Source organism: Nocardia inohanensis NBRC 100128, from assembly GCF_001612945.1.
Taxonomy (GTDB): Bacteria; Actinomycetota; Actinomycetes; order Mycobacteriales; family Mycobacteriaceae; genus Nocardia; species Nocardia inohanensis.
In genome coordinates this window covers 63,851-78,948 of the sequence record NZ_BDBK01000016.1, presented here as the reverse complement: position 1 = coordinate 78,948, position 15,098 = coordinate 63,851, and the positions used below count along the sequence as shown (strand labels likewise).

The window sequence follows — 15,098 nt, the reverse complement described above, 5'->3', positions numbered from 1 at the left end:
CCACGGTCGCCCCGGCCCCGATGGACGACCACGCGCTACTGCCCATCTGGCGCTACACCGTCACCTTCGCCGACCGGGATCCGGCGGAAAGCCCGTCGATACCCGGCGGGGCCGAGGCCGACGGCGCGCTTGAAACGGTCGCGGAAAACAGCTGGTGACCCGAAACCCGCCCGGGCCGCAATGCGTTCCACGGTGTCGTCGGTGGTCTCCAGCAGCTGCTGGGCGCGCCTGAGCTCGGACGGCAGCTCCGCGACGCTGAATTGCGCCTGTCCCCCTTCGCGATTCAGCGGCATGATCGACGACCGGGCGGCAGCCAGCGCGACCTCCGAACCGTGATCGCGGTTCACGAGGTCCAGGCACAAATCCAGTCCGGCCGCCGCGCCCGCACACGTGAAGATCGTGCCGTCTGCGCTGCGCAGGGCGGCCGGATCGACCTCGACCCGCGGATAGGTGGCGGCCAGCAATTCGGCCACCGCCCAATGCGTGGTCGCCCGGCGGCCGTCGAGCAGTCCGGTCGCGGCCAGGTGGAAAGCCCCGGAACCGATGGCCGCCAGCCGGGCCCCGTCCTCGGCGGCCGCCAGCAGCGCCTCGCGCACCTTGGGCGGGAGCGGGCTGAGCGGATCGGCGGTCCCCGGGATCACCAGGGTGTCCGCCGCGTCCAAACCCTCCAGCCCCCACGGCACCCGCAGGTTGAACAGCCCCGCATCGATTTGCGGCCGTTCCGCGCAGAGCCGAACCCGATACCCGGCGTGCCCATCCGGCAGCCGGATCCGGCTGAAGACCTCTATCGGCGTGGCCAGATCGAACGGATTCACGCGGTCCAAGGCGAGGACTGCGACGGTGTGCATGTTCCGCACCTTAGTCAGCCGAGCAGTTTCCCGATGCCGATCCGCCACGCCGGAAGGGCCGCTACGCCTTTCGCACCGCGCGCAGGATCAGCTCCGCGACCGCGTCCGGCCGCGCTACCGAAACCGCGTGGGAGGCGGCGATTTCGACGGTCTCGGCCTGCGCGCGCTCGGCCATGAAACGCTGGGCTTCGACCGGGATGTTCTTGTCCTCGGTGGTGAGCAGGGCGAACGCGGGGATGCCGGTCCAGGCGGCGGCCGCGGCCGGCTCCTCGAGGGCGGCCACGGCGACCGGACGCTGGGTGACCGCCATGGCCGCGGCGGTGGCGGCGGGCACGTCGCCGGCGAACTGCTGCGGGAATTCGTCCTGACGGATGTAGAGCTCGGTGGCTTCGGTGCCGTCCGCGAGGGGGTAGGACGCGGGACGGGTGGTCGGGCCGAGGGTGGAACCCGGGAACTTGCCGGTCAGCTCCAGGGCGCTCTCACCCGCCTCGGGAATGAAGGCCGCGATGTAGACGAGCGCGGTCACATTCGATTTGCCTTGCGCCGCAACGCTGATGACGCTGCCGCCATACGAGTGACCGGCCAGCACCACCTGTCCTTCGACGCTGTCGAGCACCGAGGCGATATAGGCGGCATCGGAGGTGAGGCCGCGCAGCGGGTTGGCGGCCGCGAGCACGGGTACGCCTGCGGCGGTGAGCTTTTCGACGACGCCGTTCCAGCTGGAGGAATCGGCGAAAGCGCCGTGGACCAGGACGACGGTCGGGGTGGGGGTCATGAAGAGAACTCCTCGGAAGTTGAAGGATCAGGCCGGGTGGAGGGCCGAGCGCAAGGTCGCGACCGCTTGCGCCACAGCGGCTTTCGCGGCATTGGTGTCGTGCAGGGCGTTGACCATCACGAAGTCGTGGGTGATGCCGCCGTAGCGCACCTGGGTGACCGGCACTCCGGCGGCGCGCAGCTTCCCGGCGAACGCCTCGCCCTCGTCGCGCAGCACATCGGCTTCGGCGGTGATGACCAGTGCGGGCGGCAGGTCGGCCAGCTGTTCGGTGGTGGCGCGCAAGGGCGACACGGTGATTCGGGCGCGATCCTCGGCGCTGGTGGTGTACTGATCCCAGAACCAGCGCATGCCCTCGCGAGTGAGGAAGTAGCCTTCGGCGAACCGCTCGTAGGAGCCGGTGTCGAAGTTGGCGTCGGTGACCGGGTAGAACAGCACCTGCTGAGCGAAGGACACGTCGCCGCGCTCCTTGGCCATCAGCGTCAGCGCGATCGCCATATTGCCGCCGACCGAATCGCCCGCGACGGCCAGGCGGGAGGCGTCCAGGCCCTTGCTCGCGCCATCGGTGGTGACCCACTGGGCGATTCGGTAGGACTGCTCGTTGGCGACCGGGTACTTCACGTCGGGTGAGCGATCGTATTCCGGGAACACGACGGCCGCGTGCGCGCCGATCGCCAGGTCGCGCACCAGCCGGTCATGAGTGTGCGCGTCGCCGAACACCCAGCCCGCGCCGTGCGTGTAGACGATCACCGGCAGCGGCTCGGTCACACCCAGCGGCTTGACGATGCGCGCCCGCACCGACCCGGTCGGGCCACCCTCGACGGTGATCCACTCCTCGTCGATCTCGGGTTTGAAGATGGGCGAATCCTGCACCGAGTCAACGACTTTGCGGCCCTCCTCGGGCGGCAGCTGGTACAGGAACGGCGGCTGCGAGGTGGCGTCGACGAACTCCTGGGCGGCCGGTTCGAGGGAGATGCCCTGCGGGTTTCCGGACATGGTGATGCCTTTCTCTGCTGGAGCGGGGGCGAACAGCGTTGCTGTTCAGGCGATTTCGGCGACGGCCGTATCGATGACGGCGGCGACCTGCGCCGGATGGGTCTGCATGACCAGGTGCGGGGCATCGATCTCGACGACGGAGCGCAATTCGGCACGCCGGTAACCGAAGCGCTGCACATCGGGGTTGAGCGTGTGGTCCGCACTGGAGACGATGCCCCAGCCCGGCTTCAGCCGCCACGCGGCCGCCGACGCCGGTTCGCCGAACGCGGCGGCCGCCAGCGGACGCTGCGACACCGCCAGCACCCGGGCACGCGCGAGATCCAGCCCGGCCGCGAAAACCGCCGGGAAGGCGTCGATCTCGACCGAGACCTCGATCGCCGGTTCACCGCCCGGGGCGGGGAATGGCGTCTGGACCAGATGGGCGGACAGATCCGAATCGGGGAACCCGCCCTGCAATTGGCCCAGGCTCTCCCCCTGCTCCAGCGCGTAACCGGACACGTAGACCAGCCCGGCCACATTCTCGGCGACCCCGGCCACGGTGATGACCGCGCCGCCGTAGGAATGCCCGGCCAGCAATACCGGTCCGTCGATGCGCTCGACGACGGCCCGCACGTAGGCGGCGTCCGCGGCGAGACTGCGATTGGCGATCGGCGGCGCCAGCACCCGATGGCCTTGCGCCAGCAGGTTTTCGGTGACCGGAGCCCAGCTCGCGGCGTCGGCGAAAGCGCCGTGCACGAGCACGATGGTCGGGGTTGTCACGGGGATCCTCTCTGCGGCGCCGGAAGGGGTGCCGGCGCGGCCCCATCAGTTTCATCCGGAAATACCGCGCCCCGCCCCTCTCCGCGGGCCGTGAAAACCCCGATTCAGGACACGGCGGCGATGGTGGTGTCCGATATGTCCGACCAGCTCGCGGATCCGGTGGTCCGGAAGCGCTGCTGATACTTGCGCGGCGAAATACCCAGGCGAGCAACGAAAGCCCGGCGCAGCGCCTCACTGCTGCCGAACCCGGCGGCCATCGCGGCCTCGGTCACCGAGCAACCGGCATGCAGCAGGTCCCGCGCCACCCCGAAGCGGATGAAGGCCACGTATTCGGCCGGCGACCGCTCCAATTCGGTCCGGAACAACCGCGTCAGATGCCGCACGCTCACCCGGGCATGCTCGGCCAATGTCTGAACCGTATGCGGGAAGGCCGGATCCGCGCAGATCAGATCGACCACCTTGCGCACCAGCGGGCTGCGCGGCACCGGCCCGGTCAGCGACGCCGAGAACTGCGACTGCCCGCCCGCGCGCTGCATATAGACGACCAGCAACTGCGCCGCCCGCCGCGCCACATCCGCCCCGTGATCCTCCTCGACCAGCGCCAGCGCCAGATCCACCCCCGCCGCGACCCCGGCCGAACTGTACAGATTCCCGTCCCGCACGAAGATCGCATCCGGATCCACCACCACGGCCGGGTACCGCCGCGCCAGCTCCGGTGCGTACTTCCAATGCGTGGTCACCCGCCGCCCGTCGAGCAACCCGAGTTCGGCCAGCACCGCCGTCCCGCTGCATATCGACACCAGCCGCCGCGCCTGAGCCGACAGATGCCGCGCCGCCGCCGACACCTCCGGCGTCACGAACACCGAAGCGGGCAATTCACTCCCCGGAATCACCACCGTGTCGAACCGCCCGGCCTCGGCCGCCGCCCCGCTCACCGCCACCCGCGCCCCGATCGAGGTCTGCACCTCCCGCCCATCCGGCGAGACCAGCACCACCTCGTACCCATCGACCGCCTGATTCGCCTCCATGAAAACCTCGGCGGGACCGACGAAGTCGAGCATCTTCACGCCATCGAATACGAGGATCCCCACCCTGCGCCGAACACCGGAAGATTTGGATGACATGACCACCAGTATTCTGGAGCCACGCCTCCAGAACAAGTCGAGTGCTCGAGATCGCAGATTGATACGGTGAGTTCCATGGGTAGACCGCGCCAGTTCGACGAGCAAGCACTGCTCGACGCCGCGGTCGAGCTGTTCTGGGCGAAGGGCTTCGACACCACCTCGGTCGAGGACGTCTCGCGGGCGACCGGCATCGGCAACGGCAGCATCTACGGCGCGTACGGCAACAAACGCGGCCTGTTCCTCGCAGCCTTCGAAAGATACTGCGATCGGCGCGCCCGCTTCGTACGCGAGGTCGTCAGCACCGCGCCCGGCTCGGCGCGTGCGGCCGTGCGCACTCTCTGCCAGGCCGTCATCGCCGATTGCGCCGCCCACCCGGACCGGCGCGGCTGTCTGATGATCAACAGCATCGCGCAGCTCGGTGGCCGCATCCCGGAGGTGGCCGCGATCGGCCTGCGCACCACAACCGATATGGAAGATGCTGTGGCACAACGCCTGCGCCTGAGCATGGGCGCGGACGGAGCCGACGAAGCCCTCCTGTCGGCCCTGAGCGCGAATGTCGTTATGACTACCCAGGGCCTCATACAGCTGAGCCGGATGGGCGCCGCTCCGGAGCGATTGCGGGAGATCGCAGACGTGTCCTGCGATGCGCTGCCGCTCGCTTGGGCCGACCAGCCGGCGATCTGACCCACGCGAGCGTTTCGAGCACGCCTATCGCGGGCTCGCCGCCGGCGGAGCATCGAACTCGATCGCCGATCGAGCTTCTTCGCGACCGGCGACGTACTCATCGATATCGAAATCGAGGCGGCTGAGCCGCTCACTCCGCAGCTCGTCCAAGGACGTGTGATCAGAGCACATGCCTACCAAAATATATGGCACGCCCTATCTTCGAGATCGTCTTTTAAATGCCGACTCAGGATTCGGGCAGCTCCGGGATGCGGGTGGCGCGGGCGAAGACGGTTTCGCCTTCGGCCAGGTGCAGCGCTTCGGCGTCGCCGCGGGTGACCTGGGCGGTGAACAGGTCGCCGGTGGCGGCGTTGCGCAGTTCGACGCGAACTTCGAAGCCCAGGTGGACGACTCGCTCCACGGTGGCGCGGGTGACGCCGGCGGACTGGGCGGTGCCTTCGTGGGCGGCCAGGGCCATGCTGGGGTCGCGGCCGACGCGGATGTCGTGCGGGCGGACCAGGTGGCCGTTGAGTTTGGCCACCGCGCCGAGGAAGGACATGACGAAATCGTTCGCGGGACGGTCGTAGACGTCCTCGGGGGTGCCGACCTGTTCGATGCGGCCCTTGTTCATGACCGCGATGCGGTCGGCCACGTCGAGGGCTTCCTCCTGGTCGTGGGTGACCAGGACGGTGGTGACGTGGACTTCCTCGTGCAGACGGCGCAGCCAGGTGCGCAGGTCCGCACGGACTTTCGCGTCCAGCGCGCCGAACGGCTCGTCCAGCAGCAGCACCTGGGGGTCGACGGCGAGCGCGCGGGCCAGGGCCATGCGCTGCCGCTGACCGCCGGAGAGCTGCGCGGGGTAGCGGTGCTGGAAGCCGTCCAGGCCGACGATCTCGAGCAGGTCGTCGACCTTCTTCTTGATCTCGGCCTTGGGGCGCTTGCGGATGGTGAGGCCGAATGCCACATTGTCGCGGACGCTCATGTGCTTGAACGCCGCGTAATGCTGGAACACGAAACCGATATCGCGCTTCTGCGGGGGCACCCGGGTCACGTCCTTGCCCGCGATGGTGACGATGCCGTTGTCGAGGGACTCCAGCCCGGCGATGGAGCGCAGCAGCGTCGACTTACCGGAACCGGAGGGGCCCAGCAGGGCGGTCAATTCGCCGGAGGGGATGTCCAGGCTGACATTGTCGAGCGCCGCGAACGTGCCGTAGTGCTTGTTCGCATTGGTCACGGTGATCATTTGGCATTCTCCCGCTTGCGTTCGAGGAGGGTCATCAACAGGAGAACAACGAGGGCGATCCCCATGAGCAGGGTGGCCGCGCAGTACGCGCCGAAGGTGTTGTGGTCGTTCATGTACCGGCCGTGCACCAGCAGCGTCAACGTCTGCGACTTACCGGGCAGCGCGGTGGAGACCATGATGACCGCGCCGAATTCGCCCAGCGCCCGCGCCACGGTGAGCACGATGCCGTAGGTCAGGCCCCAGCGGATCGCCGGCAGCGTGATGCGCCAGAACGTCTGCCAGCGGGACGCGCCGAGGGTGGCGGCGGCCTGCTCCTGATCGTCGCCGATCTCGTGCAGCACCGGCTCCACCTCGCGCACCACGAACGGCATGGTGACGAAGATGGTGGCCAGCACCATGCCGGGCAGCGCGAAGATCACCTTGAAGCCGTGGTCGTCGAGCCCGCCGAACCAGCCGCCCGCCCCCCACAGCAGGATCAGCGAGACGCCGACCACCACCGGGGACACCGCGAACGGCAGGTCCACCAGACCTTGAATCAGGTTGCGGCCCGGGAACTTTCCGCGCACCAGGGCCAGCGCGGTGATGACGCCGAACACCACGTTCACCGGCACCACGATCGCCACGATCAGCAGCGACAGCTGGAACGCCGACTGCGCCGCGGGCGTGGTGATGGAGTCGAAGAACGGGCCGACGCCCTTCTCGAAGGTGCGCCACAGAATGATGACCAGCGGCAGCACCAGCAGGATCGCCAGATACGCCAGCGCGATGGTGCGCAGCGAGAGCTTGGTCCAAGGAGCGAGTTTCATCGGGCCTCCTGCTCCTTGCGGGAGAGACGGTCCGAGGCCGTCCGCAGCACCAGCAGCGTCACGAACGAGATGGCCAGCAGCGCAACCGAAACCGCGGCCGCGTTGACCGGCCGGTCGATCTCGATCTGTTGCTGGATGTACTGCGACGCCATCTGCGTCTCGCGGGGGATATTGCCGCCGATCAGCACCACCGACCCGTATTCACCGATGGCCCGGGCGAAAGCGAGCCCGCCGCCGGAGATGATGGCCGGGGTCAGCGTCGGCAGGATGATGCGCCGGAAGGTGGTCCAGTTGTCCGCGCCCAGCGACGCGGCGGCCTGCTCCACTTCCTTGTCCACCTCGATGAGCACCGGCTGCACCGACCGCACCACGAACGGCAGGGTGACGAACGCCAGCGCGACGACCAGACCCGGCTGGGTGGCATTGAGGTGGATATCCAGCGGGCTGCGCGGACCGTACAGCGACAGCAGCACGATCGAGGCCACGATGGTGGGCAAGGCGAACGGCAGGTCGATGAGCGCGTTCACGATGCCCTTGCCCGGGAATTCGTCGCGCACCAGCACCCAGGCGATCAGGGTGCCCATCAGCACGTTGATGATCGCCACGATGATCGAGACGAACACCGTCACCCGCAGCGAGTCGAGCGCGGCGGGCGAGGTGATCGCATCCCAGAAGCCGGACCAGCCGTCCTCGAACGAATTGACGGTCAGCGCGGCCAGCGGCAGCAGCACGATGATGCTGAGCCACAGCACCGACGTACCGATGCCGACCGGTCCCACCGACCCGGTCACCCGCAGCCAGGACCAGCGGTCCCGGGCGGGCTTCTTCTCTACCGGAACGCCGGGGCCCGAATCGGTCCCGGCGCTCGCGCTGCTGTCACTCACGGTATCGAGTATCGCTTGTGTCCCAGGTCACCCGGCTACTTGGTGGCCTTGTCGTAGATGACGGCGACGGTGCCGGTGTCCTTGGTGAACAGATCCTTGTCCACGGCCTTCCAGCCGCCCAGATCGGCGATGGTCCACAGCTTCTGCGGGGTCGGGAAGTCCTTGGCGTACTCGGCGGCCACCTTCGGGTCCACCGGGCGGAATCCGGCCGTGGCCCAAGCCTTCTGGCCCGCCGGGGTGTACAGGAAGTCCTTCAGCGCCACGGCCTTGGCCTGGTTCTTGGCGTTCTTGAGCACCGCGACCGGGTTCTCGATCTTGAAGGTGGTGGGCGGCACGATGTGCTCGATCGGATCGCCGTTGCGCTCGGAGAAGATGGCCTCGTTCTCGTAGCTCAGCAGCACGTCACCGGTGCCCTGCAAGAACGTCTCGGTGGCCTCGCGACCCGACTTCGGCTGCACCTTCACGTGATCCTTGGAGATCAGCTGCGACAGGTAGTCCAGACCGGCCTGCGGGTTCTTGCCGCCCTCGGACTTGGCGGCGTACGGGGCGAGCAGGTTCCACTTCGCCGAACCCGAGGAGAACGGGTTGGGGGTGACGACCTCGACGCCCGGCTTGAGCAGGTCGTCCCAGTCCTTGATGCCCTTCGGATTGCCCTTGCGGACCACGATCGCGACGACCGAACCGAACGGAACACCCTTGTTGGCGTCGGCATTCCAGCTCGCGTCCACCAGACCGGCATCGACCAGGCGGGTGACGTCGGGCTCCACGGAGAAGTTGACGATGTCGGCCTCGGCGCCGTCCTTCACCTTGCGGGACTGATCACCGGAGGCGCCGTAGGACTGCTCGACCTGCACGCCCTTCCCGGCCTCGGTCTTGTTGAACTCGGGAATCACCTTGTCGAAGCCCGGCTTCGGGACCGCGTAGGCGACGAGCTTGATGGTGCCGCCGCTGCCGTCGGCGACCGCGCCGCCCTCGGTGGAGTCGGAGGCGCCACCGCCGCAAGCGGTCAGCACGGTGGCTGCGACGGCCGTCAGCGCGACGGCGAGAGTACTGCGACGAGTCAGGCGCGGATTGCGAGACATCGGAGTGGACCTTTCCGGTAACCCACCGGGACAATCGGCCGGCGGGAGATTGTGCGTACTGCCGTAGACCCGTCGCGGGGGGAGAACGCGACGGTGGCGCATGGCCCGAAGGGCCACCGGGGGATCGAACACAGACTGCGAAAAGGTGCGCGCGCCAGTCTACTCAGACGTGCAGCTGTGCCCGGTCGGCAATCAGCGACAGTGAATGTCCGCGACCGCGAGGCAGCCCACAGCGATCAACGCCAATTCATGGCGGACCTGGGGCACAACACTCGACGACACGCGGCAGACTGTAGCAGAGCGGCCGATGGGGCCGCGAATCAAAGTGAATATCCACACGGGGGAAAACTTCATGACCACACCAGCCCGCCTGCGCCGGGAATTCCCGGGCATCTCCACGCGCGCCTGGGAGCATCCGGCCGACCGCACCGCACTGGTCGCGCTGCGGTCGCTGAGCGGCTTCGACATGGTGCTGCGGACGCTGTCCGGACTGCTGGCCGAACGGCAGCACCGGCTGCTGTACCTGGCCACGGCCGTGCGGGTGGACGAGCGGCAGTTCAAGAACGTGCATCACCTGCGCGAGGACGCGGTGCGGATTCTGGACGCGCGCACCACACCCGAGATGTTCGTCTTGCAGGACCCGGCGGTGAACGCCCTCACCATCGGCATGGACCGGCCGTTCGTGGTGCTCACCACCGGGCTGCTGGATCTGCTCGATCACGAGGAACTCCGGTTCGTGGTCGGGCACGAACTCGGGCACGCGCTGTCCGGGCACGCGGTGTATCGGACCATGCTGATGCATCTCATGCGGCTGGCGGCGAATGTCGGCTGGATGCCGGTGGGCGGCTGGGCATTACGCGCCATCGTGGCGGCGTTGATGGAGTGGAGCCGCAAATCCGAACTCTCCGGTGATCGCGCGGGGCTGCTGGTCGGGCAGGACGTGGAAGCCTCGGTGCGCGTGCACATGAAGCTCGCGGGCGGCTCGCGCGTGGAACAGATGAGCCACGCCGCCTTCCTCGCCCAGGCCGACGACTACGACCGCTCCGGCGACCTGCGCGACGGTGTGCTCAAGCTGCTGAACCTGGAACTCCAGACGCACCCCTTCTCGGTGCTGCGCGCCGCCGAACTGCGGCGCTGGATCGCCTCCGGTGAATACGACCGCATCCTCGACGGGCGCTACCCGCTGCGCGAACACGACAGGACCGTCCGCGTCAGCGACCAGGTCCGCGATGCCGCCCGCGCCTACCGCGAAACCTTCGACCAGTCCGAAGACCCGCTCATCAAGACCGTGCGCAACCTCGGGCGGGATTTCGGGGCGGCCGTCGGGACGGTGGGACAGGAAGTGGGAGACACTGTTTCGAAAATCGGCAAACGGTTCGATGAATGGCGCAAGGGGGATGACGCGTAGTGCGTTCGGAGCTGGATGAGACCTTCGCCGGGTACCGGCTGCTGCGGGTGCTCGGCGCGGGCGGGATGGGGACGGTGTATCTCGCCGAGCATCCCCGGCTGCCGCGGCAACTCGCGCTGAAGCTGCTCAACCTCGATATCGCGGCGCAGCGGGAATGGCGGGACCGGTTCGAGCGCGAAGCGAATCTGGTTGCGCGGCTGGACCATCCGAATATCGTGGCGGTGCAGGATCGCGGGGTGCACGACGGGCGGCTGTGGATCGCCATGCAGTACGTGCACGGCACCGACGCCGCCCGGCTCGACCCGCGCGGCGTCTCGGTGGAGCGCGCGTTGCGGGTGATCGCCGAAACCGGTGCGGCGCTGGACTACGCGCACAGCTGCGGCATCCTGCACCGCGACGTCAAACCCGCCAACATCCTGCTCTCCGCCCCGGAGTCCGGCCGCGCCGAACGCGCCGTCCTCACCGACTTCGGCATCGCCCGCCTGGCGGACTCGAACACCCAGCTGACCACCACCGGAACCTTCTCCGCGACATTGGCTTACGCCTCGCCGGAACAGCTCTCGGGCGAACCCCTGGATCATCGCAGCGACCAATACTCCCTGGCCTGTTCACTTTTCACGATGCTGGCGGGGCAGCCGCCGTTCGCGGCGACGAACCCCGGGCAAGTCGTCGCGGGCCATCTGAACAAGCCGGTACCGGCGCTGCGGCTGGTGCGCGCGGACGTACCCGAGGCCCTGGACGCGGTAATCGCCCGGGCCATGGCCAAGAATCGGGACCAGCGATTCGCCAGCTGCACGGCCTTCGCGCAAGCGGCCTGGGCGGCCCTGCACGGTTCGGGAGCACCGCCGCATCCCACCGCGCCGTTCGCTCCGGATTCCCGGCAGGCCGCGACTCGGGTGTTCGATCACGGTGCGCCCGTGGGTAATCCGGCACCGACGATCGTGGCCCACTCCGGGCCGGCCGATTCGGCACCCTCCGATCCGCGATCGCTGCCCCCGGCAGGGAGCCCGCCCGCCCCGAACCAGCGGTCACACGGGCCCGCTTCCCGGGCCGCCATCGCCTCCCTGGCCGCGGTCGCGGCGGGCGATCCGATCGCCAACGCCCGCCCGCGGGGTCGCCGCCCGGCCATCGCGGCCTCGGTCCTGGCCCTGCTGTGCGCGGCCATCGTGGCCAGAGGCGTACAACGCCTGCACGCCCGCTTCGGGCAATTCGTCGCCGGCAAGTACCCGCCCACGATCACCGACGCGGCCCACGTCAGCCTCTCCGCGGCAACGGCCTACGCCGCGGCGGTCGGCATCCTGCTCGTCGCCGGCGCGATCCTGCTGTGGCTGCACCCCCGGACCGGCCGCATCCTCACCGCGCTCGGCAGCCTCGGATTCATCGCGGGCCTGGTGGGCGGCCAGCTCTACATCCACTCCGTCGCGTCCTACGCGGCCACCCTCACCCTCGGCCCCCTCCGCGAACCACTCGCGATCGGCCAGTGCGCCATCGGCATCGCCCTCGGTATCGCCGCCCTGGTCTGCGCGATATCGGTCCGCCGCCACTGACAGCCGGACACTCCGGGGCTGGTGGCGCTGGGAAGGGGTCCGGGGGTACCCCCGGACCCGGCTCGGTTCCCGCATGAACAAGGCCGGGTTTCCCCGGCCCTTCACTCCCCCGGTGCACGGGGGTCCGGGGGCCTGGCCCCCGAATTGCGTTCCGTGCTGAGCCCGGACGGGCTTACTCGTCCTCGACGACCGGCGGGTTCTCGAGGATGTCGAGGATCCACTCCTCGGTCGCGGACTCGGCATCGTCCTCGTCGGGGCGGATGCGGTTTGCGAGCCGCACGCCCAGGCCCAGCAGCTGGGCGGCCTTCACCATTTCCAGGGCCTCCTCGGGCCCGCAGAGATGGGTGGCGATCAGACGGGGTTCTTCCTCGAAGTCCTCTTCGGACAGCAAGGTTTCCAGTTCCAGACCTTCATCGGTTGACATGGTGCAGCACAGTACGCGGCGAATTCGCTCAGCGTGTGAACAACCAGGCCACGACTACGAGAACAAGCAGTGCGATCAGCGCGAGCTGGACGCGAGAGCGTGGCATCAGGCGGCTTCCTTCCGGATGCGGCGGGGCGAGGTGACGGCGGCGGCGGATTCCCGGGCGACCACGCGGTCACGGCCGAGCACCCGCAGCACAATGCGCAGGGTGCGATCCAGCAGGAACGCCAACGCGAAACAAACCGGCACCATGGCGGCCAGCACCACGGCGAACTGGGGAACGAAGGGCAGGCCGGCCACCCACAGTTCGACGCCGTCCCACCATCCTGCAATCCGATGCACGGCACCAGCCTAGGCCGAAGCCGCGATGGTGGACGATTCGGGCCGATCGGACCGATCATGTTCTGTATGGAGTCCTACGACGAACCGGAGTCCTACGATCGCCCGCTCGGCAGCGACACCGGCGATCCAGGACCCGATACTTCGCTCGAACCACCGCATGAGGCGCTCGACCGGCCGGATGCGCAGCTCTCCGACGGCTACGTGCTGGCATCCTCCGGCGGGATGCGGCATTCGGTCTTCCCGCCGATCGACGACTACGCCTTCCTGTCCGATTGCGAAACCAACGCGCTCATCGCCCGCAACGGTTCGGTGGAGTGGATGTGCGTGCCACGACCGGACTCCCCCAGCATTTTCGGCGCCATGCTGGACCGCAGCGCCGGACACTTCCGGATCGGCCCGTACGGGCGCAATGTGCCCGCCGCACGGCGGTACCTGCCGGGCGGGCTGATCGTGGAGACCACCTGGCAGACCGAGACCGGCTGGCTCATCGTGCGCGACGCGCTGGTGCTGGGGCCGTGGCACAACAACAAGCAGCGCAGCCGCACCCATCGCCGCACCCCGATGGACTGGGATGCCGAGCACATTCTGCTGCGCACCGTGAAATGCGTGAACGGCGTGGTCGAACTGGAGATGAGCTGCGAGCCGGCCTTCGACTATCACCGCGGTCCGGCGCTCTGGGAATACAGCGGGGATGTGTACGAAAGAGCCTCCGCCACTTGCGATATCGAAGGCTGCCCGACGCTGACCCTGACCACGAACCTGCGGCTGGGCATCGAAGGCCGGGAGGCGCGCGCCCGCACCCGGATGAAGGAGGGCGACGAGGTGTTCGTGGCCCTGTCCTGGTCGGAACTCCCACCGCCGCGTACCTTCGCCGAGGCGGCCGAAAAGATGTGGACCACAACGGAATCCTGGCGGCAGTGGATCACGCTGGGGCGGTTCCCGGATCATCCGTGGCGCGGCTATCTGCAACGCAGCGCACTGACCCTGAAGGGCCTCACCTACGCCCCGACCGGGGCGCTGCTGGCGGCCGCCACCACCTCGCTGCCGGAAACGCCGGGCGGGGAACGCAATTGGGACTACCGATACACCTGGGTGCGCGACTCCACCTTCGCCCTGTGGGGGCTGTACACGCTCGGCCTGGATCGCGAGGCGGACGACTTCTTCGCCTTCCTGCACGATGTCGCGACCGACGGGAACGGGAAACCTGTTCCGCTGCAAGTGCTTTACGGCATCGGCGGGGAACGCGAGATCACCGAATCCGAGCTCACCCATCTCTCCGGTTACGACGGCGCCCAGCCGGTGCGCATCGGCAACGGCGCGTACAACCAGGAACAGCACGATATCTGGGGCACGCTGCTGGATTCCGTTTACCTGCACGTGAAGTCACGCCAGCAAGTCCCGGAAACCCTGTGGCCCATGCTGGAACGCCAGGTGCAGGCGGCGATCGAGAACTGGCGCAATCCCGATCGCGGCATCTGGGAGGTGCGCGGGGAGCCGCAGCATTTCACCTCCTCGAAGGTGATGTGCTGGGTGGCGCTGGACCGCGGCGCGAAACTGGCGGAGCTGCACGGGGAATTCGACTACGCCAAGAAGTGGCACGATATCGCCGACGAGATCCGGGCCGACATTCTCGACAACGGGGTGGACTCGCGGGGCGTGTTCACCCAGTCGTACGGCAGTGAAACCCTGGACGCCTCACTGCTGCTGGTGGTGCTGCTGCGCTTCCTGCCGCCCAGCGATCCGCGGGTGCGGGCCACCGTGCTCGCCATCGCCGACGAGCTCACCGAGAACGGGCTGGTGCTGCGGTATCGCACCGAGACCACCGACGACGGGCTGCTCGGCGAGGAGGGGTCGTTCACCATCTGCTCGTTCTGGCTGGTGTCGGCGCTGGTGGAGATCGGGGAATTGCAGCGGGCGCGGCAATTGTGCGAGCGGCTGCTGGGGTACGCGAGCCCGCTCAAGCTGTATGCCGAGGAGATCGATTCGCGCTCGGGTCGGCATCTGGGCAACTTCCCGCAGGCGTTCACGCATCTGGCGTTGATCAATGCCGTGATGCACGTGATTCGCGCCGAGGAGCAGACGCACGCCGGGACGTTCAGTCCGGCGCACACGGGTCGCTGAACAACCGGTGAAATGACGCCGCCCGCGCGAAAACGCGCGGGCGGCTTTACTTTTGGCGCTCTGCCGGACTTCCGGCACT

The 15,098-nt window shown here is 68.2% G+C and carries 16 protein-coding genes; 4 read left to right on the top strand and 12 right to left on the bottom strand.

All coding sequences use genetic code 11. The features are described from left to right. Positions 1-35 precede the first annotated feature (35 nt). From NI1_RS37490 to NI1_RS28440, 5 genes are all read right to left on the bottom strand, one after another. Positions 36-848 carry a GlxA family transcriptional regulator gene (locus NI1_RS37490; RefSeq protein ID WP_084523986.1) on the bottom strand — a complete coding sequence of 271 codons (813 nt, stop codon included), beginning with the start codon at positions 846-848 and terminating at the stop codon, positions 36-38. Positions 849-909: 61 nt separating this feature from the next. Further along, positions 910-1,623 (bottom strand): alpha/beta fold hydrolase, encoded by a 714-nt coding sequence (locus NI1_RS28455; RefSeq protein ID WP_067826644.1) that lies wholly within the window; start codon positions 1,621-1,623, stop codon positions 910-912. A 27-nt stretch (positions 1,624-1,650) separates the two neighbouring features. Further along, positions 1,651-2,616 (bottom strand): alpha/beta hydrolase, encoded by a 966-nt coding sequence (locus NI1_RS28450; RefSeq protein ID WP_067826641.1) that lies wholly within the window; start codon positions 2,614-2,616, stop codon positions 1,651-1,653. A gap of 45 nt (positions 2,617-2,661) precedes the next feature. After that, positions 2,662-3,375 carry an alpha/beta fold hydrolase gene (locus tag NI1_RS28445; RefSeq protein WP_067826638.1) on the bottom strand — a complete coding sequence of 238 codons (714 nt, stop codon included), beginning with the start codon at positions 3,373-3,375 and terminating at the stop codon, positions 2,662-2,664. Positions 3,376-3,479: 104 nt separating this feature from the next. After that, positions 3,480-4,499 carry a GlxA family transcriptional regulator gene (locus NI1_RS28440; RefSeq protein WP_067826635.1) on the bottom strand — a complete coding sequence of 340 codons (1,020 nt, stop codon included), beginning with the start codon at positions 4,497-4,499 and terminating at the stop codon, positions 3,480-3,482. Between the two features lie 75 nt (positions 4,500-4,574). On the opposite strand from NI1_RS28440, the gene NI1_RS28435 reads away from it, so the two are divergent. Further along, positions 4,575-5,183, top strand: a complete 609-nt coding sequence (locus tag NI1_RS28435) for a TetR/AcrR family transcriptional regulator (RefSeq protein WP_084523856.1) — start codon at positions 4,575-4,577, stop codon at positions 5,181-5,183. Between the two features lie 226 nt (positions 5,184-5,409). Here the strand turns inward: NI1_RS28435 and NI1_RS28430 are convergent, their stop codons facing one another. From NI1_RS28430 to NI1_RS40170, 5 genes are all read right to left on the bottom strand, one after another. Further along, positions 5,410-6,405, bottom strand: a complete 996-nt coding sequence (locus NI1_RS28430; protein ID WP_067826632.1) for a sulfate/molybdate ABC transporter ATP-binding protein — start codon at positions 6,403-6,405, stop codon at positions 5,410-5,412. Continuing rightward, positions 6,402-7,211: a sulfate ABC transporter permease subunit CysW gene (cysW, locus tag NI1_RS28425; protein ID WP_067826630.1), complete on the bottom strand. Its 810-nt coding sequence runs from the start codon at positions 7,209-7,211 to the stop codon at positions 6,402-6,404. Before cysW ends, NI1_RS28430 begins: the two co-directional genes overlap by 4 nt. Next, positions 7,208-8,095 carry a sulfate ABC transporter permease subunit CysT gene (gene cysT, locus NI1_RS28420; protein ID WP_067826628.1) on the bottom strand — a complete coding sequence of 296 codons (888 nt, stop codon included), beginning with the start codon at positions 8,093-8,095 and terminating at the stop codon, positions 7,208-7,210. The genes cysW and cysT overlap by 4 nt, the downstream gene beginning before the upstream one ends. Positions 8,096-8,130: 35 nt before the next feature. Beyond that, complete coding sequence (locus NI1_RS28415; RefSeq protein ID WP_174564535.1) at positions 8,131-9,177, bottom strand: sulfate ABC transporter substrate-binding protein; 1,047 nt, start codon at positions 9,175-9,177, stop codon at positions 8,131-8,133. 192 nt (positions 9,178-9,369) lie between these two features. Beyond that, positions 9,370-9,459, bottom strand: a complete 90-nt coding sequence (locus tag NI1_RS40170) for an Ms4533A family Cys-rich leader peptide (protein WP_328601465.1) — start codon at positions 9,457-9,459, stop codon at positions 9,370-9,372. A gap of 70 nt (positions 9,460-9,529) precedes the next feature. Between NI1_RS40170 and NI1_RS28410 the strand changes: the two genes are divergently transcribed. Both NI1_RS28410 and NI1_RS28405 read left to right on the top strand, forming a co-directional pair. After that, the gene (locus NI1_RS28410) at positions 9,530-10,585 is read left to right on the top strand and encodes a M48 family metallopeptidase (protein ID WP_067826626.1); all 1,056 of its coding nucleotides are present in this window, start codon (positions 9,530-9,532) and stop codon (positions 10,583-10,585) included. Beyond that, positions 10,585-12,132 carry a serine/threonine-protein kinase gene (locus tag NI1_RS28405; protein ID WP_067826623.1) on the top strand — a complete coding sequence of 516 codons (1,548 nt, stop codon included), beginning with the start codon at positions 10,585-10,587 and terminating at the stop codon, positions 12,130-12,132. Before NI1_RS28410 ends, NI1_RS28405 begins: the two co-directional genes overlap by 1 nt. Before the next feature lie 172 nt (positions 12,133-12,304). Here the strand turns inward: NI1_RS28405 and NI1_RS28400 are convergent, their stop codons facing one another. Both NI1_RS28400 and NI1_RS28395 read right to left on the bottom strand, forming a co-directional pair. Next, the gene (locus NI1_RS28400; protein ID WP_067826620.1) at positions 12,305-12,556 is read right to left on the bottom strand and encodes a hypothetical protein; all 252 of its coding nucleotides are present in this window, start codon (positions 12,554-12,556) and stop codon (positions 12,305-12,307) included. Between the two features lie 105 nt (positions 12,557-12,661). After that, on the bottom strand, positions 12,662-12,898 hold the full coding sequence (locus tag NI1_RS28395) for a hypothetical protein (RefSeq protein ID WP_067826618.1): 237 nt from the start codon (positions 12,896-12,898) through the stop codon (positions 12,662-12,664). A 222-nt stretch (positions 12,899-13,120) separates the two neighbouring features. Here NI1_RS28395 and NI1_RS28390 point away from each other — a divergent pair, with 222 nt between their 5' ends. Beyond that, a complete protein-coding gene (locus tag NI1_RS28390) occupies positions 13,121-15,019 on the top strand; it encodes a glycoside hydrolase family 15 protein (RefSeq protein ID WP_084523982.1) in 1,899 nt (632 codons plus the stop codon). The last annotated feature ends 79 nt before the right edge of the window (positions 15,020-15,098 follow it).